This is a genomic window from Clostridium sp. 1001271B_151109_B4 (genome assembly GCF_015670405.1).
In the GTDB taxonomy this organism is placed as follows: domain Bacteria; phylum Bacillota; class Clostridia; order Clostridiales; family Clostridiaceae; genus Clostridium.
On the sequence record NZ_JADPBQ010000016.1, the window covers coordinates 60,876 to 83,527 of the forward strand.

26 protein-coding genes, 1 tRNA gene and 1 pseudogene are annotated in these 22,652 nt (G+C 28.8%); 20 read left to right on the forward strand and 8 right to left on the reverse strand.

Annotated features, from left to right (window positions below):
- Positions 1–20: 20 nt before the first annotated feature.
- The 3 genes from I4V63_RS11635 to I4V63_RS11645 all read left to right on the forward strand — a co-directional run bounded on the left by I4V63_RS11635 (position 21) and on the right by I4V63_RS11645 (position 1,817).
- Positions 21–467 carry a GNAT family N-acetyltransferase gene (locus tag I4V63_RS11635; RefSeq protein ID WP_196001418.1) on the forward strand — a complete coding sequence of 149 codons (447 nt, stop codon included), beginning with the start codon at positions 21–23 and terminating at the stop codon, positions 465–467.
- Between the two features lie 90 nt (positions 468–557).
- Positions 558–1,166 (forward strand): YciC family protein, encoded by a 609-nt coding sequence (locus I4V63_RS11640; RefSeq protein ID WP_196001419.1) that lies wholly within the window; start codon positions 558–560, stop codon positions 1,164–1,166.
- A 162-nt stretch (positions 1,167–1,328) separates the two neighbouring features.
- Complete coding sequence (locus I4V63_RS11645; RefSeq protein WP_196001420.1) at positions 1,329–1,817, forward strand: YesL family protein; 489 nt, start codon at positions 1,329–1,331, stop codon at positions 1,815–1,817.
- A 439-nt stretch (positions 1,818–2,256) separates the two neighbouring features.
- Here the strand turns inward: I4V63_RS11645 and I4V63_RS11650 are convergent, their stop codons facing one another.
- From I4V63_RS11650 to I4V63_RS11670, 5 genes are all read right to left on the reverse strand, one after another.
- The gene (locus I4V63_RS11650) at positions 2,257–2,892 is read right to left on the reverse strand and encodes an ABC-2 transporter permease (protein ID WP_196001421.1); all 636 of its coding nucleotides are present in this window, start codon (positions 2,890–2,892) and stop codon (positions 2,257–2,259) included.
- A gap of 3 nt (positions 2,893–2,895) precedes the next feature.
- Positions 2,896–3,747, reverse strand: a complete 852-nt coding sequence (locus I4V63_RS11655; protein WP_196001422.1) for an ABC transporter ATP-binding protein — start codon at positions 3,745–3,747, stop codon at positions 2,896–2,898.
- 2 nt (positions 3,748–3,749) lie between these two features.
- Positions 3,750–4,124 (reverse strand): GntR family transcriptional regulator, encoded by a 375-nt coding sequence (locus I4V63_RS11660; RefSeq protein ID WP_196001423.1) that lies wholly within the window; start codon positions 4,122–4,124, stop codon positions 3,750–3,752.
- Positions 4,125–4,305: 181 nt separating this feature from the next.
- On the reverse strand, positions 4,306–4,470 hold the full coding sequence (locus I4V63_RS11665; RefSeq protein WP_196001424.1) for a hypothetical protein: 165 nt from the start codon (positions 4,468–4,470) through the stop codon (positions 4,306–4,308).
- A gap of 46 nt (positions 4,471–4,516) precedes the next feature.
- Positions 4,517–5,392 carry a S66 peptidase family protein gene (locus I4V63_RS11670; protein WP_196001425.1) on the reverse strand — a complete coding sequence of 292 codons (876 nt, stop codon included), beginning with the start codon at positions 5,390–5,392 and terminating at the stop codon, positions 4,517–4,519.
- 231 nt (positions 5,393–5,623) lie between these two features.
- On the opposite strand from I4V63_RS11670, the gene I4V63_RS11675 reads away from it, so the two are divergent.
- Positions 5,624–6,322: an MgtC/SapB family protein gene (locus I4V63_RS11675; RefSeq protein WP_347707731.1), complete on the forward strand. Its 699-nt coding sequence runs from the start codon at positions 5,624–5,626 to the stop codon at positions 6,320–6,322.
- Positions 6,323–6,527: 205 nt separating this feature from the next.
- Positions 6,528–7,067, forward strand: coding sequence for a methylated-DNA--[protein]-cysteine S-methyltransferase (locus tag I4V63_RS11680; protein WP_196001426.1), 540 nt, complete (start codon positions 6,528–6,530; stop codon positions 7,065–7,067).
- A 97-nt stretch (positions 7,068–7,164) separates the two neighbouring features.
- Here I4V63_RS11680 and I4V63_RS11685 read toward each other — a convergent pair.
- Positions 7,165–7,247: transfer RNA gene (locus I4V63_RS11685), tRNA-Leu, on the reverse strand.
- Positions 7,248–7,442: 195 nt separating this feature from the next.
- Here I4V63_RS11685 and I4V63_RS11690 point away from each other — a divergent pair.
- Positions 7,443–8,261, forward strand: coding sequence for a ZIP family metal transporter (locus I4V63_RS11690; RefSeq protein ID WP_196001427.1), 819 nt, complete (start codon positions 7,443–7,445; stop codon positions 8,259–8,261).
- Positions 8,262–8,368: 107 nt separating this feature from the next.
- On the opposite strand, the pseudogene eno reads toward I4V63_RS11690, so the two are convergent.
- A pseudogene (eno, locus tag I4V63_RS11695) lies at positions 8,369–8,518 on the reverse strand (phosphopyruvate hydratase); the annotation flags it as partial.
- A 323-nt stretch (positions 8,519–8,841) separates the two neighbouring features.
- Here eno and I4V63_RS11700 point away from each other — a divergent pair.
- The 3 genes from I4V63_RS11700 to I4V63_RS11710 all read left to right on the forward strand — a co-directional run bounded on the left by I4V63_RS11700 (position 8,842) and on the right by I4V63_RS11710 (position 11,416).
- Positions 8,842–9,534: a hypothetical protein gene (locus I4V63_RS11700; RefSeq protein ID WP_196001428.1), complete on the forward strand. Its 693-nt coding sequence runs from the start codon at positions 8,842–8,844 to the stop codon at positions 9,532–9,534.
- 21 nt (positions 9,535–9,555) lie between these two features.
- Positions 9,556–10,554, forward strand: a complete 999-nt coding sequence (locus I4V63_RS11705) for a GGGtGRT protein (protein WP_196001429.1) — start codon at positions 9,556–9,558, stop codon at positions 10,552–10,554.
- A 514-nt stretch (positions 10,555–11,068) separates the two neighbouring features.
- Entirely contained in the window at positions 11,069–11,416 is a 348-nt protein-coding gene (locus I4V63_RS11710) for an arsenate reductase family protein (RefSeq protein ID WP_196001430.1), read from the forward strand.
- 203 nt (positions 11,417–11,619) lie between these two features.
- Here the strand turns inward: I4V63_RS11710 and I4V63_RS11715 are convergent, their stop codons facing one another.
- Complete coding sequence (locus I4V63_RS11715; protein WP_196001431.1) at positions 11,620–12,927, reverse strand: aspartate kinase; 1,308 nt, start codon at positions 12,925–12,927, stop codon at positions 11,620–11,622.
- Positions 12,928–13,212: 285 nt separating this feature from the next.
- On the opposite strand from I4V63_RS11715, the gene I4V63_RS11720 reads away from it, so the two are divergent.
- The 11 genes from I4V63_RS11720 to I4V63_RS11770 all read left to right on the forward strand — a co-directional run bounded on the left by I4V63_RS11720 (position 13,213) and on the right by I4V63_RS11770 (position 22,584).
- Positions 13,213–14,166: a DUF4003 family protein gene (locus tag I4V63_RS11720; protein WP_196001432.1), complete on the forward strand. Its 954-nt coding sequence runs from the start codon at positions 13,213–13,215 to the stop codon at positions 14,164–14,166.
- A gap of 7 nt (positions 14,167–14,173) precedes the next feature.
- Positions 14,174–15,220 (forward strand): DNA polymerase IV, encoded by a 1,047-nt coding sequence (locus tag I4V63_RS11725; RefSeq protein ID WP_196001433.1) that lies wholly within the window; start codon positions 14,174–14,176, stop codon positions 15,218–15,220.
- 137 nt (positions 15,221–15,357) lie between these two features.
- Positions 15,358–16,032 (forward strand): deoxyribose-phosphate aldolase, encoded by a 675-nt coding sequence (gene deoC / locus I4V63_RS11730; protein ID WP_196001434.1) that lies wholly within the window; start codon positions 15,358–15,360, stop codon positions 16,030–16,032.
- 179 nt (positions 16,033–16,211) lie between these two features.
- A complete protein-coding gene (locus tag I4V63_RS11735; protein ID WP_196001435.1) occupies positions 16,212–18,515 on the forward strand; it encodes an AAA family ATPase in 2,304 nt (767 codons plus the stop codon).
- Positions 18,516–18,714: 199 nt separating this feature from the next.
- On the forward strand, positions 18,715–19,050 hold the full coding sequence (gene spoIIAA / locus I4V63_RS11740; protein ID WP_196001445.1) for an anti-sigma F factor antagonist: 336 nt from the start codon (positions 18,715–18,717) through the stop codon (positions 19,048–19,050).
- Positions 19,051–19,066: 16 nt separating this feature from the next.
- On the forward strand, positions 19,067–19,489 hold the full coding sequence (gene spoIIAB / locus I4V63_RS11745; protein WP_196001436.1) for an anti-sigma F factor: 423 nt from the start codon (positions 19,067–19,069) through the stop codon (positions 19,487–19,489).
- Between the two features lie 17 nt (positions 19,490–19,506).
- Complete coding sequence (gene sigF / locus I4V63_RS11750; RefSeq protein WP_196001437.1) at positions 19,507–20,265, forward strand: RNA polymerase sporulation sigma factor SigF; 759 nt, start codon at positions 19,507–19,509, stop codon at positions 20,263–20,265.
- Positions 20,266–20,417: 152 nt separating this feature from the next.
- Positions 20,418–20,894 carry a stage V sporulation protein AC gene (spoVAC, locus tag I4V63_RS11755; RefSeq protein ID WP_196001438.1) on the forward strand — a complete coding sequence of 159 codons (477 nt, stop codon included), beginning with the start codon at positions 20,418–20,420 and terminating at the stop codon, positions 20,892–20,894.
- A 16-nt stretch (positions 20,895–20,910) separates the two neighbouring features.
- Positions 20,911–21,927 (forward strand): stage V sporulation protein AD, encoded by a 1,017-nt coding sequence (gene spoVAD, locus I4V63_RS11760; RefSeq protein WP_196001439.1) that lies wholly within the window; start codon positions 20,911–20,913, stop codon positions 21,925–21,927.
- Between the two features lie 23 nt (positions 21,928–21,950).
- Positions 21,951–22,307 carry a stage V sporulation protein AE gene (gene spoVAE, locus I4V63_RS11765; protein ID WP_042396451.1) on the forward strand — a complete coding sequence of 119 codons (357 nt, stop codon included), beginning with the start codon at positions 21,951–21,953 and terminating at the stop codon, positions 22,305–22,307.
- A gap of 118 nt (positions 22,308–22,425) precedes the next feature.
- Positions 22,426–22,584 carry a DUF1540 domain-containing protein gene (locus I4V63_RS11770; protein WP_196001440.1) on the forward strand — a complete coding sequence of 53 codons (159 nt, stop codon included), beginning with the start codon at positions 22,426–22,428 and terminating at the stop codon, positions 22,582–22,584.
- Positions 22,585–22,652: the final 68 nt, after the last annotated feature.

Sequence of the window (22,652 nt, forward strand, 5' to 3'; positions counted from 1 at the left end):
GCAAATAAGGAGAATTTATAATGGAAATAAGAAAAGCAACTATAGAAGATGTAAATATTATAGCGAAATATAACTATAATTTAGCACTTGAAACAGAAAATAAAGTACTAAATATGGATACAGTAACTAAGGGCGTTGAATCAGTATTAAAAGATTCAACTAAGGGGATTTATCATGTATGTGAAATAGAGGGACAGGTTGTAGGTCAAATAATGTATACTTTTGAATGGAGCGATTGGAGAGATGGAATATTTTTATGGATTCAAAGTGTATATGTTAATAAGAACTTTAGAGGAAAGGGGATATTTAAAAATTTATATAAATATATAAAAGATATTTGTGATAATGATAAAGACATTTGTGGAATAAGATTATATGTAGAGAAAGAAAATTATACAGCTCAAAAAACATATAAAAATATTGGGATGGATAAATGTAATTATTATATTTACGAATATGAAAAATAAATTGTAGAAGGTTAAAGATAATTTTAATATTCATAAAGTGAACAACAAATATATATATATGATATAAAGAAATAGGGGGTGAAAGTAAAAATGAATACAGCAGAATTAAAGGCAAATGCAAAAGAGCAGTTAAGGGGAAAATGGGCAGTGGCAATTGGTACTGTATTAGTTGCAAATATATTGATTGATTCAGATGTAATGTATAAAGTTAGTGAAAAATTTGGCTTGTTTGGATTAAGCGTATCCTGCAGTTTAATATCATTATTCCTTGGAGGAGTTCTTTCAGTAGGGCTTTGTAAATTCTTGTTAGATATGGCAACTAAAAGAGAAGAACCAAGATTTGAAACTTTATTTTCTCAATTTAATATTTATCTTAAAACATTAGGATTAAATATACTTATTACGTTAGCAGTATGCATAGGTACTATATTATTTATAGTACCAGGAATAATTGTTGGACTTATGTTTTCTCAAAGTTATTATATTTTATGTGAAGATCCTAGTAAATCTATAACACAATGCATAAAAGAAAGTGTTGATATGATGAATGGGCATAAGTGGGATTTGTTTTATTTAGAATTAACATTTATAGGATGGTGGCTCCTTACAGCAATAACTATTGGAATTGCAGGGCTTTGGGTTTCACCATATGTTAAAGTAACTGAAGCTAATTTTTATTTAAGTATAAAAAATAATTAATAAAGTCAATGCATTAGAGGTTATATAATTTAAAATTATATAACCTCTAATTTTTTATGTATTTAATATAAAAAAAATAATGTATAAAATGTCCTTTAAAATTTGTATAATTATAAAACAATATAATTTACAATTATTAATTTTAAAAAGGTGTGTGATATCATGGCAAAAGAAGCATGTGATAACAGAGTATATATATTAACTAGCAAACTAATGTATCTCTTTATAACTAATATATGGTTTTTAATAAGTATTTCACCATTTATACTTTATTTCTTTTTATCGGGTGAAAATTTATCTATTCCAATATTAACATTCATAGGAATATTATTAGGTCCAGCGTTGGCAACAATGTTTTCGGTTACAGGCAAGGTAATGAATGATAAAGAAGAAAATGCAACAAAAGATTTCATTCATTTTTATAAGCTTAATTTTGGACAAGGTATATTTATTGCAGCTATTATAAATATAATATTAATGGTTTGCTATGTAGATATAGGATTATTTTTTTCAAGTAACATGAAGTTTATTTCTTATATATTAATCGTATTAGCTATATTTATGGGAGCAATATGTTTTTATGCTTATCCAAGCTTAGCAAGAATAAATGTAAAAACAATAGATATATTTATAAAATATCTACAAAATTAGTATTCAAAAAATTATATATAACACTAACTAATATATCAATATTGATAATTGGTGTAGCAATATTGAATTTTACTAATATTTCATTAATTGCAGTATTATTTGGTGGAAGTGCAATATTCTATTTTATTTAAAAAATGGAAGAAAATATTTTAAAAGATGTAGATGTTGAGTTAAAAGAAAAATATTGAAAATAAAAAAAGATATAAGTAAAATTTTTTACTTATATCTTTTGGTTTATAATAATTTTAATGAGTTTATTGAATAAGTATAAATCTTTAATAGAATTAGTAGGAGTTAATGGGCATAAAAAAGTATTCCAATTGGAACTTAATTCTTGTTCTGAAATAATTAAATTACCAAACCATTTATTTTTACTTCTTTATAAAGGTTAATGTGAACTATTAATTTTTATTTATAATACATATTACTTAAAGCTTTATTAATGAATTTCTTTTTTTGAAAATCTATTACATGTAATAAAATAAGACATAAGTAGTACTGTAATTGCAATTAATATTCCTAAAATAGTTAATATTGTAGGATTTAAAGTTATATTAATTTCAGATAGTATGTCTAGTAATGCAGTAGAAAATACTATAGGAATCATAGCAATAAACATAAGAACGTATCTACCATTTTCAAATCCTAGTAAAAGGGTAGCTGGCATTAATATTGATGTAAAAAATATACCAATACCAACAGTAGCCAATGGTATAGTATATAATGGCAAAGAAGAAACTAAATCATTTATTCCTAATATCTTTACACTTACAGATAGAATTGTTGATATTATTACCGCAATAACTGTGTTTAATAAGCAGTATATATATTTAGATAAAATATATTCATTTGTTTTAACTGGTAAAGAATATATTAAATAATTCATTTTGCTTCTTTCTTCATAAAAAGTAATTGTATAGGTAGCCATCATTAAATACATGGCACCGGCAAAAACAATCATAGTTGGTTGTACAGCAGCAAAGAATATTCCAAGCGCTAAGATAATAAGTAAATTTTTCTTTATAGCTAGTAATGAATTAAATTGAAGTTTTAGTAAATTTCCAATATTATTCATAAATTACTCCCTCCTAGTGTAATACAATAAAATATCTTCAAGAGTACATTTTTCATAAATTGCCTCATCGCCAAAAAGTTCATAAGCTTTTCTTCTATCAGATATTAAACCTTCAAATCCAAAGGCGTATTCTTTTAATGAAATAAATTCATTCTTAATACTATTATCAATTAAATCCTTTTTGCTTTTTACAAGTGTATGATTATCTAAAATTTCATCCTTTTCACCTTTAAGAAGTATTTTCCCATTGTATATCATAACTATATAATCAGCAGATTTATCTAAATCTGTAGTTATATGAGTAGAGTAAAATACAGTCATATTATCTATTTCCATGTGGTCTTGCATAAGTTCTAAAAATTCATTTCTTATTATAGGATCTAAACTAGATGTTGGTTCATCCATTATTAATAATTTTGGATGATGAGATAAAGCCATTATAAGTTCAAATTGTTTTTTTTGCCCTTTAGATAAATCTTTATACTTTTTAGAGTCATTTATTTGAAATTTATTTATATATTTTTTATATAATTCTTCATCCCAATTAGAATAAAATTTAGATATTATTTTATGAAGGTTAACTAATTTACTTTCTTCTAAGAATCCAGATTCATCACCAACATAAGCAATGTTTTCTTTTGTTTTAGTATCTTTATTGATATCGGAATTTAGTATTTTTATTTCGCCAGAATCAGGTTTAATCATTCCAAGCAAAGATTTAATTGTAGTAGTTTTACCAGAGCCATTTGGACCAATAAATCCAGTAATATATCCTTTTGGTATATCAAGATTATCTATAGTTAAAGAAAAATTCTTATAATTTTTTTGTAAATTACGAATTTCAATAGAATTCATATTTATACCTCCTCATAAATACTTTTTAAAATTTCAATACATTCATCAAGTGTTACCCCTAGAGCTTTAGCAGATATTATGACAGCCTCAAGTTTATCTTCCATTTCAGCCATGGCAGCTTCTCTTAATCTTTCAGAATTTGAACCGGAAACAAAGGTTCCTTTTCCAACAACTGTTTCAATAAAGCCTTCTTTTTCTAGTTCTTCATAAGCTCTTTTAGAGGTTATGATACTTACTTTAAGCTCTTTTGCTAATGATCTTATTGATGGAAGTGGATCTCCAGGTTTTAAATTTCCATTCAATATTTGATTTTTTATTTGAGTTTCTATTTGCTCATAAAGTGCAATTGGTGATGAATTGCTAATTAATATATCCAAGTGTTCACCTCCGTGTATAAGTGTATATATATATTATATACATATAATATCAATTTGATGATTAATAGTTAATGTAGTTTTGGAAAAATATTACAAAACAAAAAGAGATTAGTTTACTAAATAAAATAATCTCTTAACTTTAAATATCCTAGAATTTATAAATATGAAGATGTTATAGGGTTTAGTCATCACTGCAAACGCAAATTGAGTTTTGCAATGCTATATATTCCTCTTTACTTAATGATTTAATATATTTATCAAAATGATCATCAGAACAAAAATAACCTATTTTATTTTCTAAAAAACTTTTATCTAAAGTTTTTTTGCAATATAAACAGTGTTTCATTTTATTTACCTCCAATATATGTTAGTGTGAAAAATTTGCTTATATATTATTCAAATTTATGATTAAATAATGAAATATTTTTTCCAATGATTATGCATTTAGAATTAGCACCATGACCAATTTCTTCTGTTTTAGCAATTGGTAAATTAGGATTATCTATTATACTTACTACTAATTCTTCAATAGTAGGAGTTATATTATTTTCTTGCATTTTACTAAAGGTGCCTAGTATTAGCCCTTGAATTTTATCAAATACTCCCATTTGCTTAAGTTGATTTAAAAAGGCAGACATAAGTCCAGCTTCTCCACCCATACTTTCTAAAAGTAAAACCTTATCTGTAAAGTCAGGCATATATTTAGTACCAGCTAACTTTAAAAGACAACGAATATTTCCACCAACAACAATTCCTTCTATTTTTAAACCTTGAATAAAGTTATAAGAAAAGTTAAATAAATCATCCTCATTATTAAATAAGCTATTAGTAAAGTTAGAAATCTGATTTTCACTATCTGAAGATATAAGATTTCTTATTTGATAAAGATAAACAGGTTTTTTAGTTTGAGAATAAATAGAATTTAAAACCGTAGTTAAATCACTATAACCAAAGAAGGGTTTAGGATTTTTAGATATATAATCATAATCTAAATAATCTAAAACCTCGTTTGCAAGATCACCACCAGAGATATCAAAGATAGCTTTTATTTCATTATTTTTATATAAATCCATAAAGGCTTTTCCCTTATCTTTAGCAGGGCCATTAAATGGAGATGTGGTTTCATATATGTAGTTACTACAAATAGGATTTAAGTTTAACTGTTTTAAGGTTTCTAATAAATTATCAATTTTAGATTTATTAGCTATAGGCTGTCCATTTGAACAAGCAACTATAGCAACTTTATCATTTTTATTTAATATAGACATAATTTTTCCTCCATTATAAGAATTAATTTATATTATAGTAGCACTAGGAAGTTGAAACTTCAATTAAATTAAATGATTATAAATTAGTCTACATATGAAGTATGGAATTAATGAGCTTTGCATTAATATAGTGTGTGAAATAAATTATTGGCCAATAAAATTAAAATTAATCAAAAACTTAGTTAATAACCTGCTCTTAACTTAATAATATATAAGGGGAGGTGTTTTAATGTGATAAAAGATATAGTGTTATATTTAGAAGATTTGAATTTTGTATCTATAATTCTTAGACTTACTATGGCTGTGATTTTTGGTGGGATAATTGGCTATGGAAGAGAGAGGGAAAGAAGACCAGCAGGTCTTAGAACTCATATACTAGTATCTATTGGAGCAACTCTTGCGATGATAACAAATATTTATATGTATAAAATATATAATGGATATACTGATCCAACTAGGCTTGGAGCGCAAGTAATAAGTGGTATTGGTTTTTTAGGTGCTGGTACTATTATAGTAACCGGAAAAAATAAAGTAAGAGGATTAACAACAGCTGCAGGTCTTTGGGCATGTGCATGCATGGGACTAGCTATTGGGGCAGGATTTTATTCAGGAGCACTTATTGGGTGTTTATTTATTTCAGCGGTTACGGTTGCTCTTGCAAATATTGATAAAAAAATTAATAGAAATTCACGCAATATAACATTGTATATCTTAGTAAATTCAACTACAGCAGCATCAAATTTATTACAGGACATACAAAGTAAAAATGTAAAAATTAGTGATATAGAAATAAGTAATAATAATGTATCATCTAATGATTTGATAGGAATTTTGCTTGGACTTAAGATATCAAGAGAAGTATGCCATTATGACTTTATAGAATCCATTAAAAATAAAAATGAAGTTATTTTCCTTCAAGAAATAAATTAGGAAAAAATTAAAGTGATTTAGAGATTACATAATAACTGTTGAAAACTGAATTATAGTAAGTTTTCGACAGTTTATTTTATGTTATAATTAATTAATGTTTTGTATAAGTAAAAGGAATAAAGGAGAAGATATGAGATGAAATTAGATATTGTTTGAATAGCAAAATAAAAGTTTAGGGAGAGAAATATAATAGGGGAGATTAAATATGTATTATTCAACAAGATATTCATCACCATTAGGAGCAATAACAATAGCTAGTGATGGAGAAAATTTAATTGGATTATGGATAGAAGGCCAAAAGTATTTTGGTGGTACTGTATCTGAGGATATGATTGAAAATAATGATTTAAATATATTTGTAATAACAAAAAAATGGTTAGATAGATATTTTGCAGGAGAAAAACCTAAGATTAGCGAATTACAATTAGCTCCAAGTGGAGGAGAGTTTAGAAAGCTAGTATGGGATATTTTATGTGAGATACCATATGGAGAGATCACCACTTATGGGGAAATAGCAAAAAAAGTAGCTTTTAAAATGAATAAAAAAAGCATGTCAAGTCAAGCTGTTGGCGGTGCTGTAGGACATAATCCAATATCTATTATTATTCCCTGTCATAGGGTTATAGGTGCAAAGGGAAATCTTACTGGATATGCTGGAGGAATTGATAAAAAAATAGGATTACTTGAGCATGAGGGAGTAGATACTTCTAAACTTTTTATACGAGAAAAGAGGAAATCTTATTAGAATTACACTGTAGAGAGTTAGATTTATGTTAAAGATATAAAGTTAAAAGCCTTGATATTAAATAATATCGAGGCTTTTAACTTGTTAGATATATAATTGGTGCCGGCAGTGGGAATCGAACCCACACGGTTGCCCGCATGATTTTGAGTCATGTGCGTCTGCCAGTTCCGCCATGCCGACCTAATTAATATATACATAATATTACCATGGTGTAGTGAAAATGTCAATATATTTTAGTTCAAAAATGTGGAAAAAATTTAAAGTGAAAATATTAAACAATGAATAATTTAATAAAATTTAGAACATGTTGTAGGATTTTAGCATATATTGCTCATATGATGATAGAACTACGAATAATGAAAGGGATACAAAGGTATGGAATGGTTTATGGGCTTAAGTCCAATTATACAAGGTTTAGTGGCTACAATATTTACATGGGCGATAACAGCACTTGGAGCATGCTTAGTATTTTTCTTTAAGACTGTTGATAAAAGAATATTAAATTGTATGCTTGGATTTGGAGCAGGGGTTATGGTAGCCGCAAGTTTTTGGTCATTATTAAATCCTGCGATAGAATTGTGCTCAGAGCTTGGGTACAGCCAGATTATATTGCCATCAATAGGATTTTTTGCAGGGGGTATATTTATAATATTAGCTGATAAAATGATGGATAGATATTCTTATGGCGTAATAACTGAAAGTGATGAAATAGCAAGGGACTCAGTGGTGAAAAAGTATAAGAAGAGTATATTACTAGTAGTTGCAGTAACTCTTCATAACATACCAGAGGGATTAGCAGTTGGGGTAGCTTTTGGGGGAGTAGCAGCAGGTATACCATCAGCGACAATAGGAGCAGCAATAAGTTTGGCTTTAGGAATAGGGCTTCAAAATTTTCCGGAGGGCGCAGCAGTTTCGCTACCTTTAAGAAGAGAAGGATTATCTAGGAAAAAAAGTTTCTTTTATGGACAAGCATCAGGAATAGTTGAACCAATAGCAGGAGTCTTAGGTGCTATAGCAGCAATTAGTGTTAGAAGTATGTTGCCATTTTTTTTAGCGTTTTCAGCAGGAGCTATGGTGTCAGTTGTAGGTTCAGAATTATTACCAGAGGCGTCTATTGAAAATAAAGGATTAACAACTATAGGATTGATATTAGGATTTATAACAATGATGGTATTAGATGTAGCGCTAGGATAAGTGAAAATAAAGAAATAGTAAAAGGATGACACTGAAGTGTATCATCCTAATTACATAAGCTTTGATAGAAAGTTTGTTTCGAGAGTTAAAATTTTATAGGAAAATTATTCATCGTAGCATTCAGAAGAAGCAGCATGTATAGATATGAACATTTCCTTACCAGGTTCATATCTAGCTTTAGTTCTAGCTTCTTCATTAGATTTTAAGTTTGGAGCAAATCCATCCTCATCGCCAACACCAGTTGAGTAATTTTTTGTTTAATGAAAATTATTATCAATACATTTGCTTTTAGTATATCAAAATAGGTAAATATATGGCAAGATAAATGATAATGATTATTAATTTCATTTTAGAAGAGTTTTCTTAAGGAAATATTTTCAAAAAATAATAATAAAAATTAGCAATATGATAAAAAAATCTAATTTTAATATTGTTACAGATTGATTCATCTGTTATTATATAGAAGTAGGATAGATTTATGCCCTGCGGGGTAAATCTTGACCCAGTTAGGTACGGTCTAGATATTTACATATATTTAAGACAAGCTATAACTAATATTAATTAGGGAGGAATAAATATAATGATGTATTCAAAAGAAGTTGAAGAAATGTGCGTTGTTGCTAAAGGCGCTAATCATGCATGTGCTCCAATTCCAGTTGAAGGAAAATGGGTACAAGCTACACAAATATCAGATATTTCAGGGTTAACTCACGGAATAGGTTGGTGTGCACCTCAACAAGGAGCTTGTAAATTAACTTTAAATGTTAAAGGTGGAGTTATCCAAGAAGCATTAGTTGAAACAGTTGGATGTTCAGGAATGACTCACTCTGCTGCTATGGCTTCAGAAATATTACCAGGAAGAACTATATTAGAAGCTTTAAACACAGATTTAGTTTGTGATGCTATAAATACAGCAATGAGAGAATTATTCTTACAAATCGTATACGGAAGATCTCAAACTGCTTTCTCTGAAGGTGGATTACCAATCGGAGCTGGTTTAGAAGACTTAGGTAAGGGGTTAAGATCACAAGTAGGTACTACTTACGGAACTCTTGATAAAGGACCAAGATATTTAGAAATGGCAGAAGGATACATTACTAAAATCGCTTTAGATGCAGATAATGAAATCATCGGTTATAAGTTCGTTCACCTAGGAAAAATGATGGAAATGATCGGTAAAGGAATGGATGCTAATGAAGCATTAGAAAAAGCTGCAGGACAATACGGAAGAGTTGCTGACGCTGTTAAATTAATCGATCCAAGACACGAATAATTTGTAAGGAGGAATTTAATCATGGCATTATTTGAAAGTTATGAAAGAAGAATAGGACAAATCACTCCAGTATTAGAAAAATACGGAATGAAAACATTAGAAGATGCTAAAGCTGTATGTGATGCATACGGAATAGATCCATATACAATCGTTAAAGAAACTCAACCAATCGCATTCGAAAATGCTGCTTGGGCTTACGTTTTAGGTGCTGCAATCGCTATAAAGAAAGGTTGCACAAAAGCTGCTGACGCTGCTGAAGCTATCGGAGAAGGGTTACAAGCTTTCTGTATTCCAGGATCTGTTGCTGACGATAGAAAAGTTGGTTTAGGACACGGAAACTTAGGGGCTATGCTTTTAAGAGAAGAAACTAAATGTTTCGCATTCTTAGCAGGACACGAATCTTTCGCTGCTGCTGAAGGTGCTATCAAAATAGCTGAAAAAGCTAACAAAGTAAGAAAAGAACCATTAAGAGTTATCTTAAACGGTCTTGGAAAAGATGCTGCTAAGATAATTTCAAGAATCAATGGATTTACTTATGTTGAAACTAAATTTGACTTCTTCACTGGTAAATTAGAAGTTGTTAATTCAAAAGCTTACTCTAACGGGCCAAGAGCTAAGGTTAACTGCTACGGTTCAAACGACGTTAGAGAAGGTGTTGCTATAATGCATCACGAAGGAGTTGACGTATCAATCACTGGTAACTCAACTAACCCTACAAGATTCCAACACCCAGTTGCTGGAACATACAAGAAAGAATGTATCGAATTAGGTAAGAAGTACTTCTCAGTTGCATCAGGTGGTGGTACTGGTAGAACTCTTCACCCAGATAACATGGCAGCTGGTCCAGCTTCTTATGGTATGACTGATACTATGGGAAGAATGCACTCAGATGCTCAATTCGCTGGTTCTTCATCAGTTCCTGCTCACGTAGAAATGATGGGATTAATCGGTGCTGGTAACAACCCAATGGTTGGTATGACAGTTGCTGTTGCTGTTGCTGTAGAAGAGCACGCTAAATAATATATTTATAAGTATTTACTTATAAAAAAGTTTAGTAAAAAAGAGTCTTATATGAACTTATTAGAGTTTCATATAAGGCTCTTTTTCTGTTAAAGATAGAAGAATACGGGTATTGAAGTAGGAAGTAAAGGACAAGCAAAGAGTGGATTATTAAACTTATCTAATTAATTAAATAAACTAGCTAAAAAAGAAAAGTTAAAAAGTGATATTGATGAACTTAATATAATAATTTACAAATTAAATAATCTTATATATTCAAGTAGAAATTATAAGTATTTAGTGAATAGTTTTGGTTCAAATAATTATTATTTTATGTTAGTATTTCAAAAGTTTCAGTAGATAGAGAAATGGTATTAATGCTCAGAAAAGCTTTGGAAAAATAGAAATGAATTTAATAGTATATACTTTAATTATAAGTATATGTGCATTATATAAGGTTATGTATTATTAGGATAATAGAAGTTAATTTTATATGATATAATATTTATTATTTGATATACGAAAGGAAAAGAAAATGAATATACAGATATTTGGAACAAAAAAATGTAATGATACTAAGAAAGCAGAGAGATTTTTTAAAGAAAGAAGAATTCCATATCAATTTATAGATTTAAAAGAAAAGGCTTTAAGTAAAGGTGAGCTTCAAAGCGTTAAAAAATCAGTAGGACTTGAAAATTTAATAAACAAAAATTCAAAAGACTATAAAAAATTAAATATGGATAAAATAAGAGGGGCGGAAACAAGAGAGGATATGTTATTAAAAAATCCAACACTTTATGTAACTCCTATAGTTAGAAATGGTAAAGAAGCAACGGTAGGAAATGCTCCAGAAACATGGAAAGAGTGGGAAAAGGCAAAATAGTTACTAGATTAGAGTAGTAATAAGAAATATACTAATTATTTACAATATAAAAAGAATAGATAGATTTGCTTTCTATACAAATCTATCTACTCTCCCCACTAAGTGATTTGAATCTATGCTTATATTGTACAAAATCTATCTATTCCTACTGAGTTTATGAAGTCTATAACTTAAAGAAACTCCATCAAGAGTTTTAATATTAACTAATTAAATGCTTTATAAATAGCATTAATTCCTTTTTCAAAGTCGTCATTTTCAATTCCAACTAAGACATTTATTTCACTTGAGCCCTGATCTATCATTCTAATATTAACATCAGCTTCAGCAAGTGCAGTAAATATTTTAGAAGCTACACCTTTAGTATAAGCCATGCCTGTGCCAACAGTAGCTATTAATGCCATATTAGGATAAACAACTACAGAGTCGGGATTACATGCCCTTTTGATTTCTTCAACAATGACTTCAGTTTTATTTTTTAAGTTAGAATCAGAAATTACTACACTTACAGTATCTATTCCTGAAGGCATATTTTCAAAAGAAACACCATTTTGTTCTAATATAGTAAGTATTTTTCTACAAAATCCTAACTCACTATTCATCATAGATTTTTCAATAGACAAAACTGTAAAGTTTTGTTTTCCAGCAACTCCAGTAATAGTGTTTTCATGCTTGGTTTCATTACTAACTATTAATGTACCATCATTTTCAGGGTCATTAGTATTTCTTATATTAATTGGAATACCAGAACTTCTTACAGGAAATACAGCTTCTTCATGAAGAACAGAAGCTCCCATGTATGATAGTTCTCTAAGTTCTCCATATGTAATAGTTTTAATCTTTTTAGGATTATTAACTATTCTAGGATCAGCCATTAAAAATCCAGGAACGTCAGTCCAGTTTTCATAAAGTTTAGCATTTATGCTAGCAGCAACTAATGCACCAGTTACATCAGATCCACCTCTTGAAAAAGTAACTATATCCCCATGTTGATCTGAACCATAAAATCCAGGAATAACGGCCCTTTCATGGGCTGAAAGTTTGTCTTTTAGTAAAGAATAAGTTTCCTCTAGGTTTAATGAAGCATATTTATTAAATTTAATAACATCCTTAGCATCTATAAAATCAATTCCTAAATAATTAGCAAGGATTAAACCATTTAAATACTCACCTCTACTAGCAGCATAGTCTACAGAAGCCCCATTTTCTATATCCTTTTTTATAATTTCTAAGTGAGGATTTAAATCGAAATTTAAATTTAATTCATTGACAATTGCGTGGTATCTTTCAGAAATTAATTTAAATACATCATCTAAGGAAATGCCGGAATTAACATGAGCATGACATAGATAAAGTAAATCAGTTACCTTAAAATCCTTAGAAAATCTTTTTCCAGGTGCTGAAGGAACTACATACTTTCTTTCAGAATTACCATCAATTATGTTTTTTACTTTTTTAAAATGGATAGAATCTGCTAGAGAACTTCCACCAAATTTTGTTACTATAGTATTCATTGTTTTGCCCCCTTATATTAACAAAGTTAAAAATTAACCTTACTAATTATCTTAACAAAAAATGACAAAAAACTCAACTCGAATAAATGGAAGAAAGAAAAATATTTTCCATAAAATAACACATAAATTGTTATTAAAATGACACAAATTCATAGTATAATAAAGTAGTAGACTTAAAATTTAGTATAAGATTAAAAGAACTGCATTATAAGATATTATTTTTAATGCATTATTTTTAATGCATTGACTTAAATACATTCAAAGTTTATGGGGAGAGGGAAATAAATGGACAAGTTTCTGGTTGACAGAATGCAACTTACAGTTGATAATTACAGATTAGCTAAGGAAGAATTAAGAAATGATGGAGATATAATAAATCACTTTGCATCTTTAGTTTTTGCGCATTACGAAAAAGAAATACCAGTAGAGAGAGTTAAAGAAATAAGAAAAGATATAAAGTTAAATACACCAAGAATATCACCTTTTAGAGGAGATACTTTAAATATACTTTCGTTATTGATAGCAACAGTTGATAAGGATAAAGAAGAACAGCTTATTCAAGATATGTATGATACTATGGAAATGTTGGAGGAAGAGGGATTCTTTTCGGGCTCATATTTAGCGTTATCAGCATTTACTATTAGTAAATATACGCAGTTAAAGGATAAAAAATATATAATATCAAAAATTAAAGAGCTATTTATTATATTAAAAGAAAAATACTCTAATATAACTAGTGAAGATGATTATTTACTTTGTACATTATGGGTTATAAATGATATTCAGGCAGATACTGTTGATGATTTTATTGAAAATATATTTGATCATATTTCAGATTCAAATATTAGATCTAAAAATGGCGTACAAGGATTAGCAAATGCAATTATATTAAATGGATCATCAGGAGAGATGTATAGAAGTATGGAATTTATACTTCAGCTTCAAAGAAGAAATATTAAAATAGCAAATCAATTTTTACCATTGATAGGGGTTTTATCAAATTATAATCCAAGGAGAAATGTAGATATTGTTGAAGGTGTTATAGAATATTTATGTGATGAAGAGGGAGAATATGAATATTATATAGATAAAGGATTTAGAACTATTATTGCTATAGTTATTGTATCTTTTTGTTCAATGTCAAGTAAAAGAAGATATATTGATGAGCTTTTAGCTCAAGGTATACTTTCATTTATTAATAGTAAGAATAAAGGGATTTTTGAAGAAGTACTATATTAGGAGGAAAATGGATAAAATAATTTTGCATGTAGATATGGATGCCTTTTTTGCAGCTGTTGAGCAAGCAGATAATCCAAAATTAAAAGGTAAACCGGTAATAGTTGGAGGAGTAAGTGAAAGAGGAGTTGTTTCAACTTGCTCTTACGAAGCTAGAAAATATGGGGTTAGGTCTGCAATGCCCATTTTTATTGCTCAGAAGTTATGTCCTCATGGAATATACCTTAAAGTAAGATATTATAGATATAAAGAAATATCAAATAAGATATTTACTATATTTAAAGAGATTACTCCGCTTGTTGAGCCACTTTCAATTGATGAAGCATTTTTAGATTTAAGTGAAAGTAAGTTTAATGACGGGTTAGAAGCAGCTCAATATATTAAAAGGAGAGTTTTTCAAGAAGTAGGATTAACTTTATCTATAGGAATATCATATAACAAATTTTTAGCAAAGCTAGCTTCTGATTGGAATAAACCAAATGGAATAAAGATTATTACAAAAGAGATGATTCCAGATGTCTTAAAACCATTACCTGTATCTAAGATTTATGGCTTAGGAGAGAAGTCGGTAAAAAAATTGAATAATATGGGAATGTTTAAAGTAGATGACTTATATGAATTACCAAAAGATTTTTTTATTGAGTATTTTGGAAAGTATGGAATTGACATATATGAAAGAATAAGAGGAATTGATAATAGAGAAGTTAAAGTAAATCGTGATAGAAAATCCTACGGTAGAGAAAATACATTAAAATTTGATACAGAAAATAAAGAAGATATTTTATATTATGTAAAAAGCTTTTGTTTAGAATTAAGTGAAGAATTGAAAAGAAGAAATGTATTTATTAAAACTATAACAGTTAAATATAAAACAAGCAATTTTGAAAGTCATACAAGAAGTAGAAGTTTAAATTATTATACAAATGATTTAAATACTATATATAATGTAGCACATGAAATAGTAAATGATGAGGTGTTTGAAGAGGGTATAAGATTGATTGGAGTAACAGTATCTGGAGTAAAAGAAGAAACTGTTGAACAATTAAAGTTATTTTAAAATTAATGTATACTATTTGATTAAAATTTAGAAATAATATATACGATTTTAGAAAAAAACTTTCCAATCTGTAGTACATCAATTATAATATATAGGGGCTACTTAAGAAAAATTTCAAAATAAATGGAGGTATTATAATGGATAAGGCACAAATAGCTAGAATGATTGACCACACAATATTAAAAGCAGAAGCAACTGAAAAGGAAGTTTTAAAACTTTGTAAAGAAGCAGTTGAGTATAATTTTGCTTCAGTTTGTATAAATCCATCAATGGTTCCTGTTGCAGCAACTGCTTTAGAAGGAACTGACGTTGAAGTTTGTACTGTAATAGGTTTCCCTTTAGGAGCAACTACTACAGAAGTTAAAGCCTTTGAAACAAAAGATGTTATTGAAAAGGGTGCTACAGAAGTAGATATGGTTATAAACGTAGGAAAACTAAAGGAAAGAGATTTAGAATACGTTAAAAATGATATTAAGGCAGTTGTTGAAGCAGCTAAAGGAAAGGCACTTACTAAGGTAATAATAGAAACTTGTCTTTTAACTGATGAGGAAAAGGTTATTGCATGTGAATTATCAAAAGAAGCTGGAGCTGATTTTGTTAAGACATCTACTGGATTCTCAACAGGAGGAGCAACAGCAGCAGATATTAAGCTTATGAGAGAAACTGTTGGTGCTGATATGGGGGTTAAAGCATCTGGTGGAGTTAGAAGCAGAGAAGATGCTTTAGAAATGATTGAAAATGGTGCTACAAGAATAGGGGCATCAGCTTCGATTGCTATATGTGAAGGAACAAAATCAAATTCAAATTATTAATATAAAATTAATAAAAAGGAAGCATATATTTGCTTCCTTTTTATTATATTTAAAAATATATCAAAAAAATTAAAATTTATAGCTTAAATTAATTATATAAGAATATTAATATAATATATATCATTCTAAGGAAGGCGAAACTATTTAAATTAATAGTTTATGGCCTTAGTGGGAGGGTTATGAAAAGAGAGTTAGCTCCATCAGAAATAAAATTCAATATACCATTAGCAGAAAGCAAATTTGAAGAAAATACAAAAGGCATTAAAGAGTTTGATAAAGCGTATAAAAAAATAGAAAGGGCAATAACTATAGATAAAGAGGGATATAATCTTTATTTAATAGACACCTTTTCAAAAGATAAATTAAAGGATTTAACTTCCTTTATTGAAAATACGTATAAAGATTTAGAAGCACCTAGGGATATATGTTATGTTACATTAGAAGATATCAATAAGCCAGAAGCAATATTTGTTGCAAATGGTAAAGGGAATAAATTAAAGGAAACAGTTGATGAGATTAAAAATTCTTATTTAGAAGTTGTAGATGATTTTTATGGTGATTCTAGCAATGATGAAAAGGACTATTTAGTTGAAGATATACAAAATAGAAGAAATAATTATTTAGATGAATTAACTAAAATGGCAAAAGAAGAAGGATTTGAAGTTAAGGCAACAACAAAGGGATTTGCATTTATACCACTAAGTGGTGATGAAGCCATGAGTGAAAAGGAATATGACAATTTAGAAACTGAAAATAAAAATGTTATAGTTACTAAAGCAGGTACATTAAAAAGAAAAGCAGAGACTATTTTAGAAGAACTTAAGGATATTGAAGTAAAATCTATTAAAAAATTAAAAAAGATATATTCTAAGTTTTTAGCCACACAAATGGAAGAGGAAAAAGATGAGGCTCTTTTAGAATTCATAACAGATGATGATTCTTATGAATATCTAGAAAGACTGTTTACATGTATTGAAGAAGATTTAATTGATTGCTATACAATGAGTATAGAAGAGGATGAAAATCAAATATATGAAATTTTAAACAAATATGATGTAAGAGTTATTGTAGATAATACTAATAATAGCTCACCACCAGTTATTTACGAAGAAGATCCTAATTTAAATAATTTAATTGGATTAATAGAGTACGAAAATCATAACGGAATGTATACAACAAATATTTCGTTGATTAGTGCAGGATCTATATTGAAGGCAAATGGAGGATGTCTTATTATAAGATTAAACTCACTAGCTGTTAATAATTTAAGTTATTATTATTTAAAGAAAATATTAATTTCTAATAAGGTTTCTTTTGATACTAACAAGAGTTATTTAGACTTTATTAATATTAATGGATTAAAGCCACAATCAATTCCAGTTAAAGTGAAAGTAATTTTAATTGGTGATTATGAAACTTATGATATTTTGTACAACTCAGATGAAGACTTTAAAAAGTTATTTCCTCTAAGAGCTGAATTTTCTCCAGTAGTTAAAGTTAATGAAGATTCAATTGCTGGAGTAAAGAAAATAATAGAGAAGAAGCTTAGAAAGAATGAACTATTTAATCTTAGTGATGATGGTATGAAAGAAATTTTGAAATATTTATGTAGAAAGAGTAGTAGCAGAAAGAGAATTCTTGCAGAAGAGGATGATATTGATAAACTATTAGTTTTATCAAATAATCATGCTAGAGAAGAAAAAAGAATGGAAATATCAAAAGATGATATACTTGCAGTTGCATATGAACAGGAATTAATCGAAGAAGAATTTATGAGTATGTATGAAGATAATAAAATTGTTATAGAAGTTGATGGAAGAAAAGTTGGTGCCATTAATGGATTAGCGGTTTTAGATAATGGATATTGTACATTTGGTAAACCAATGAGAATTACTTGTGTGGCGTATAAGGGGATGGGAAGAATATTTGATATACAAAAGGAAAGTAATTTAAGTGGTAAAATTCATGAGAAATCAATAAGTATATTAAAGGGGTTATTAACAAATCTTTTAAATCCTTATGAGAATATTCCTGTAGATTTTCATTTAAGTTTTGAACAAACTTATGGAATGGTAGAAGGAGATAGTGCATCTGTTGCAGAGATTATTTCTATATTATCAGCCTTAAGTAAAAAAGGAATCAAACAAAATATTGCAGTTACTGGATCAATTAATCAGTTTGGTGATGTCCAACCTATTGGTGGGGTAAACGAAAAAATTGAAGGGTTTTTCAAAGTTTGCAGTATTTTAGACACATTTGAAGGTAAGGGAGTTTTGATTCCGGAGGCCAATAAGGATGAACTAATATTAAAAGAAGAGGTAGAAGAAGCAATTATTAATGGTAAATTCCATATTTACACTATGAATAATTTAAATGATGCAATAGAAATGCTTCTTTTATCAGACAATGAAGGTATTGATGATTTTTATGTTAATTTACAAACAGAAATTGATAAATATAAAGAGAAAGAAGATAGTAAGTAGTGTAATAATAAAGTCGGTTGTAAGCCGACTTTATTATTTGGTCAGGGTTTTAGGAGAATGAAGTAAATATTAAAAAGGTAATTCCATAAAAAGGTAAAAAGCCATTGACTACAAAATGAATATTATGTTAAAATTATGGAAAAAGAAGGAAGAGATGGGAGGTATAAGCTCTAAATATTTATCTTTAGAGTTAATTTTTATGTTTTTGAAATTTAATAAAATTAATGATAAACTAGTAGTTACACTTGTTGGTGAATTAGATCATCATAGTGCTGAAGAAGTTAGAGTTAAGATAGATGATAGAATAGAAAGAGACAATATCAAAAAGGTTATTATGGACTTTAAAGAAGTTACTTTTATGGATAGCTCAGGTATTGGTGTTGTTATAGGAAGACTTAAGAAGGTACAAAATAGGGATGGAAAAGTATGTATAATCAATGTAAATAAAAGAGTTGATAAGGTATTTACACTTTCAGGACTTTATAAAATAATTACTGTTTATAATAATGTGGATGAAGCGCTTGAGAGTATTTAATGGAGGGATTAAAAATATGGAAGAAAATAGAGTATGTATAGAATTTGAAAGTAGGTCTCAAAATGAGGGTTTTGCCAGAGTTGCTGTATCAGCTTTTGTTTCTCAATTAGATCCAACTATAGAAGAAATAGCAGATGTTAAGACGGCGGTATCAGAGGCTGTAACTAATTCTATTATTCATGGTTATGAAAATGATAAAAAGGGTATAATTAAAATAGAATCTACAATTTATGGAAAAGAAGTAACGATTACGGTAAAAGATTACGGAAGAGGAATAGATAATATTGATCAGGCAAGGGAACCCCTTTATACTTCAAGACCAGACCTTGAAAGATCAGGAATGGGATTTACAGTAATGGAAAGTTTTATGGATACTTTAGAGGTTGAAAGTGAAAAGGGAAAGGGAACTAAAATTACAATGACAAAAAAATTTAGTTAACATGTTAGGGGAGATTTATGGAAAAGGGTGAAGTAAAAAGAGAAAGAGTAAGCTATGAGGAAAATTCACAGTTATTACCTTTAGCTAAAGCTGGTGATACAAATGCCATGAACAAGCTCATAGAAGCTAATTTGCCTTTGGTGACCTCTATAAGTAAAAAATTTATGAATAGAGGTTATGAATATGAGGATATTTATCAAATTGGATGTATGGGGCTTGTTAAGGCTATAAAAAACTTTGATGATAAATATAATGTTAAATTTTCAACTTATGCTGTTCCTATGATAATTGGTGAAATAAAGAGATTTATTAGAGATGATGGAATAATAAAGGTTAGTAGAAATGTAAAAAGTTTAGCTAAAAAACTTCATTTTGATAAAGAAGCTTTAACTAAAAAATTAAATAGGGACCCTACAATTGAGGAATTAGCTGAATTCTCTGAAATGAATAAGGAAGAAATATTATTTGCATTAGAATCTTCTGCAAGTATGCAATATCTTTATGAAGTAATTCATCAAGATGATGGTTCTCCAGTATTGTTAATTGATAAGCTAAGTGAAAGTGCAGTTGAAGATAAAAATATTACTGAAAAAATTGCTTTAAAAGAAGCTTTAAGAAGTTTAGATACGAAATCGAGACAAATAATAGTGCTTAGATACTTTAAGGATAAGACACAAGTACAGGTAGCAAAGATGTTAGGTATAAGTCAAGTTCAAGTTTCGAGGATTGAAAAGAAAGTATTACAAGAAATGAAAAAACACTTAGATGAAGGATGAACAAATGAAAATGAATAATATAAAAGTAAATAAAATATAAAATAATCTATATTAAATAATAATTTATTTAATATAGATTATTTTTTTGTAATTTAATTTTGCTTTAGAGGAATACTATACATATTCAATAAAATATACAAGGAGATATTCTTATGAGTAAAAGAGCACAAAAAGAGGAAAAAATATTACAAGAATTTCAAACAATTTCTAAGGAGATGGCTCCTAAACCAAAGTATTTTAAGAATATTATTTTGGCATTTATAGTTGGTGGCATTATTTGTACTATAGGACAATTTATTTTAAATATGCTATTGAAGTTTGGCGTGGATGAAGAGGCTGCAAAGCAATGGTTACCAATAATAATGATATTTATAGGAGCATTATTAACCGGATTTGGGGTATATGATAAAATTGCATCTTTTGCAGGAGCCGGAACAGTAGTACCAATTACAGGATTTTCAAATGCAGTAGTTTCTCCAGCAATAGAATTTAAAAAAGAAGGCTTTGTATTTGGAGTTGCAGCAAAGATGTTTACAATTGCAGGTCCAGTTCTTGTCTATGGTATAGGAACATCAGTAATTATTGGACTTATTTATTATGTTCTTGGTTTATTAGGAATTATTCAATAGGGAGGTATGTAGAGTTATGGCTGTTAAAGATAAAAAGGTCGGAAAACAAACAATAAAGTTAGAAAATCCGCCTAAAATTATTTCAACTTATTCTATAGTAGGTCCGAAGGAAGGTGATGGACCCTTAAAAGATTATTTTCATGAAATAATTAGTGATGATACATTGGGGAAAGATAGTTTTGAAAAGGCTGAATCTGAAATGATGTACACAGCAATAAAAGGCGCTATAAGTGCAGCTAATTTAACAGAGGAAAAAATAGATTATTTATTTGCCGGTGATTTATTAAATCAAATAACATCATCAAGTTTTGCAGCGAGAGAACTTAACATACCATTTATTGGATTGTATGGTGCATGTTCTACAATGTCAGAATCATTAAGTATGGCATCATTGTTTTTAGATGGTGGATTTGGAAGTTATATTGTAGCTTCAACATCTTCACATTTTAGTGCAGCTGAAAGACAATTTAGATTTCCTTTAGAATATGGTTGCCAAAGATGTCCAACATGCCAATGGACAGTTACTGGTTCTGGGGCCATGGTATTAGGAAGAAGTGGAGATTATCCTAGAGTTACTTATGTTACAACAGGATTAGTAAAGGATTATGGAATAAAGGATGCTAATAATATGGGAGCAGCAATGGCACCTGCGGCTGTAGATACTATATATAATCATTTTAAAGATACAGGTCGAACTCCTAAAGATTATGACATTATTGCAACCGGAGATTTAGGTAAAGTAGGAAAAGAAATTACTACTAAGCTACTTGCAGAGTATGGTTATGATGTTAAGGATAATTATATTGATTGCGGAGATATGATTTTTGATGATGAAAGGCAAAAGACTGACTCAGGTGGAAGTGGATGTGGATGTTCTGCAGTTGTTACCTGCGGATATTTATATAAAAAATTAATGAGAAGAGAAATAAAAAGTGTATTATTAGTTTCAACTGGAGCATTAATGAGTACTACATCATCTCTTCAAGGTGAGACTATTCCAGGAATAGCGCATGCAGTTGCTATTGAATTTTAATAAGAAATTGGAGGGAATTTATAATGGACTATGTTAGTGCATTTATTGTTGGAGGATTGATATGTGTTGTTGCTCAAATATTAATGGATACAACAAAACTCACTCCTGCAAGGATATTGGTTATTTTTGTAACATTAGGAGCTATTCTTGGCGGATTTGGAATTTATGATAAGTTAATTGAAATAGGAGGTGCTGGAGCTACAATTCCATTACCTAGTTTTGGTAATTCGTTAGCTGATGCTGCAATAAAGGGAGTTAAAGAAGATGGCTTACTTGGAGCATTCACAGGAGGAATTAAAGGTGCAGCTGGAGGAATCACTGCATCAATATTTTTTGGGTATTTAATGGCTCTTATATTTAACCCTAAAACAAAAAAATAACTTAGATTAAATATATACATAATGATTTAATTACTAAAATAGATGATAATTATTATCAAGAATAATATTAATTTCTAGGGTAAAAATAATAGGGTAATGAAGATAAGGAGGTGATATTATGGCTAAGAATCCAAGTATTAAATGTAGTGTGCAACAATGCAAACATCATGATTGCTCAGAAAATTATTGTACATTAAATGCAATAACAGTTGGTACTCATGAAGCAAATCCAACAGTTGTTGAATGTACAGATTGTCAATCTTTCGTACTAAAATAAGAGATAAAAAGAAGGGGCTGTATCAAAATAAATTTTGATAATAGCCGATAAAAAAAGGAGGGTTCGAA

What these genes read in the sequence shown, in the direction of transcription:
- I4V63_RS11635 (WP_196001418.1), top strand. Translation starts at nt 21, where the DNA reads ATGGAAATAAGAAAAGCAACTATAGAAGATGTAAATATTATAGCGAAA.
- I4V63_RS11640 (WP_196001419.1), top strand. Translation starts at nt 558, where the DNA reads ATGAATACAGCAGAATTAAAGGCAAATGCAAAAGAGCAGTTAAGGGGA.
- I4V63_RS11645 (WP_196001420.1), top strand. Translation starts at nt 1,329, where the DNA reads ATGGCAAAAGAAGCATGTGATAACAGAGTATATATATTAACTAGCAAA.
- I4V63_RS11650 (WP_196001421.1), bottom strand. Translation starts at nt 2,892, where the DNA reads ATGAATAATATTGGAAATTTACTAAAACTTCAATTTAATTCATTACTA.
- I4V63_RS11655 (WP_196001422.1), bottom strand. Translation starts at nt 3,747, where the DNA reads ATGAATTCTATTGAAATTCGTAATTTACAAAAAAATTATAAGAATTTT.
- I4V63_RS11665 (WP_196001424.1), bottom strand. Translation starts at nt 4,470, where the DNA reads ATGAAACACTGTTTATATTGCAAAAAAACTTTAGATAAAAGTTTTTTA.
- I4V63_RS11670 (WP_196001425.1), bottom strand. Translation starts at nt 5,392, where the DNA reads ATGTCTATATTAAATAAAAATGATAAAGTTGCTATAGTTGCTTGTTCA.
- I4V63_RS11680 (WP_196001426.1), top strand. Translation starts at nt 6,528, where the DNA reads ATGTATTATTCAACAAGATATTCATCACCATTAGGAGCAATAACAATA.
- I4V63_RS11690 (WP_196001427.1), top strand. Translation starts at nt 7,443, where the DNA reads ATGGAATGGTTTATGGGCTTAAGTCCAATTATACAAGGTTTAGTGGCT.
- I4V63_RS11700 (WP_196001428.1), top strand. Translation starts at nt 8,842, where the DNA reads ATGATGTATTCAAAAGAAGTTGAAGAAATGTGCGTTGTTGCTAAAGGC.
- I4V63_RS11705 (WP_196001429.1), top strand. Translation starts at nt 9,556, where the DNA reads ATGGCATTATTTGAAAGTTATGAAAGAAGAATAGGACAAATCACTCCA.
- I4V63_RS11710 (WP_196001430.1), top strand. Translation starts at nt 11,069, where the DNA reads ATGAATATACAGATATTTGGAACAAAAAAATGTAATGATACTAAGAAA.
- I4V63_RS11715 (WP_196001431.1), bottom strand. Translation starts at nt 12,927, where the DNA reads ATGAATACTATAGTAACAAAATTTGGTGGAAGTTCTCTAGCAGATTCT.
- I4V63_RS11720 (WP_196001432.1), top strand. Translation starts at nt 13,213, where the DNA reads ATGGACAAGTTTCTGGTTGACAGAATGCAACTTACAGTTGATAATTAC.
- I4V63_RS11725 (WP_196001433.1), top strand. Translation starts at nt 14,174, where the DNA reads ATGGATAAAATAATTTTGCATGTAGATATGGATGCCTTTTTTGCAGCT.
- deoC (WP_196001434.1), top strand. Translation starts at nt 15,358, where the DNA reads ATGGATAAGGCACAAATAGCTAGAATGATTGACCACACAATATTAAAA.
- I4V63_RS11735 (WP_196001435.1), top strand. Translation starts at nt 16,212, where the DNA reads ATGAAAAGAGAGTTAGCTCCATCAGAAATAAAATTCAATATACCATTA.
- spoIIAA (WP_196001445.1), top strand. Translation starts at nt 18,715, where the DNA reads ATGTTTTTGAAATTTAATAAAATTAATGATAAACTAGTAGTTACACTT.
- spoIIAB (WP_196001436.1), top strand. Translation starts at nt 19,067, where the DNA reads ATGGAAGAAAATAGAGTATGTATAGAATTTGAAAGTAGGTCTCAAAAT.
- sigF (WP_196001437.1), top strand. Translation starts at nt 19,507, where the DNA reads ATGGAAAAGGGTGAAGTAAAAAGAGAAAGAGTAAGCTATGAGGAAAAT.
- spoVAC (WP_196001438.1), top strand. Translation starts at nt 20,418, where the DNA reads ATGAGTAAAAGAGCACAAAAAGAGGAAAAAATATTACAAGAATTTCAA.
- spoVAD (WP_196001439.1), top strand. Translation starts at nt 20,911, where the DNA reads ATGGCTGTTAAAGATAAAAAGGTCGGAAAACAAACAATAAAGTTAGAA.
- spoVAE (WP_042396451.1), top strand. Translation starts at nt 21,951, where the DNA reads ATGGACTATGTTAGTGCATTTATTGTTGGAGGATTGATATGTGTTGTT.
- I4V63_RS11770 (WP_196001440.1), top strand. Translation starts at nt 22,426, where the DNA reads ATGGCTAAGAATCCAAGTATTAAATGTAGTGTGCAACAATGCAAACAT.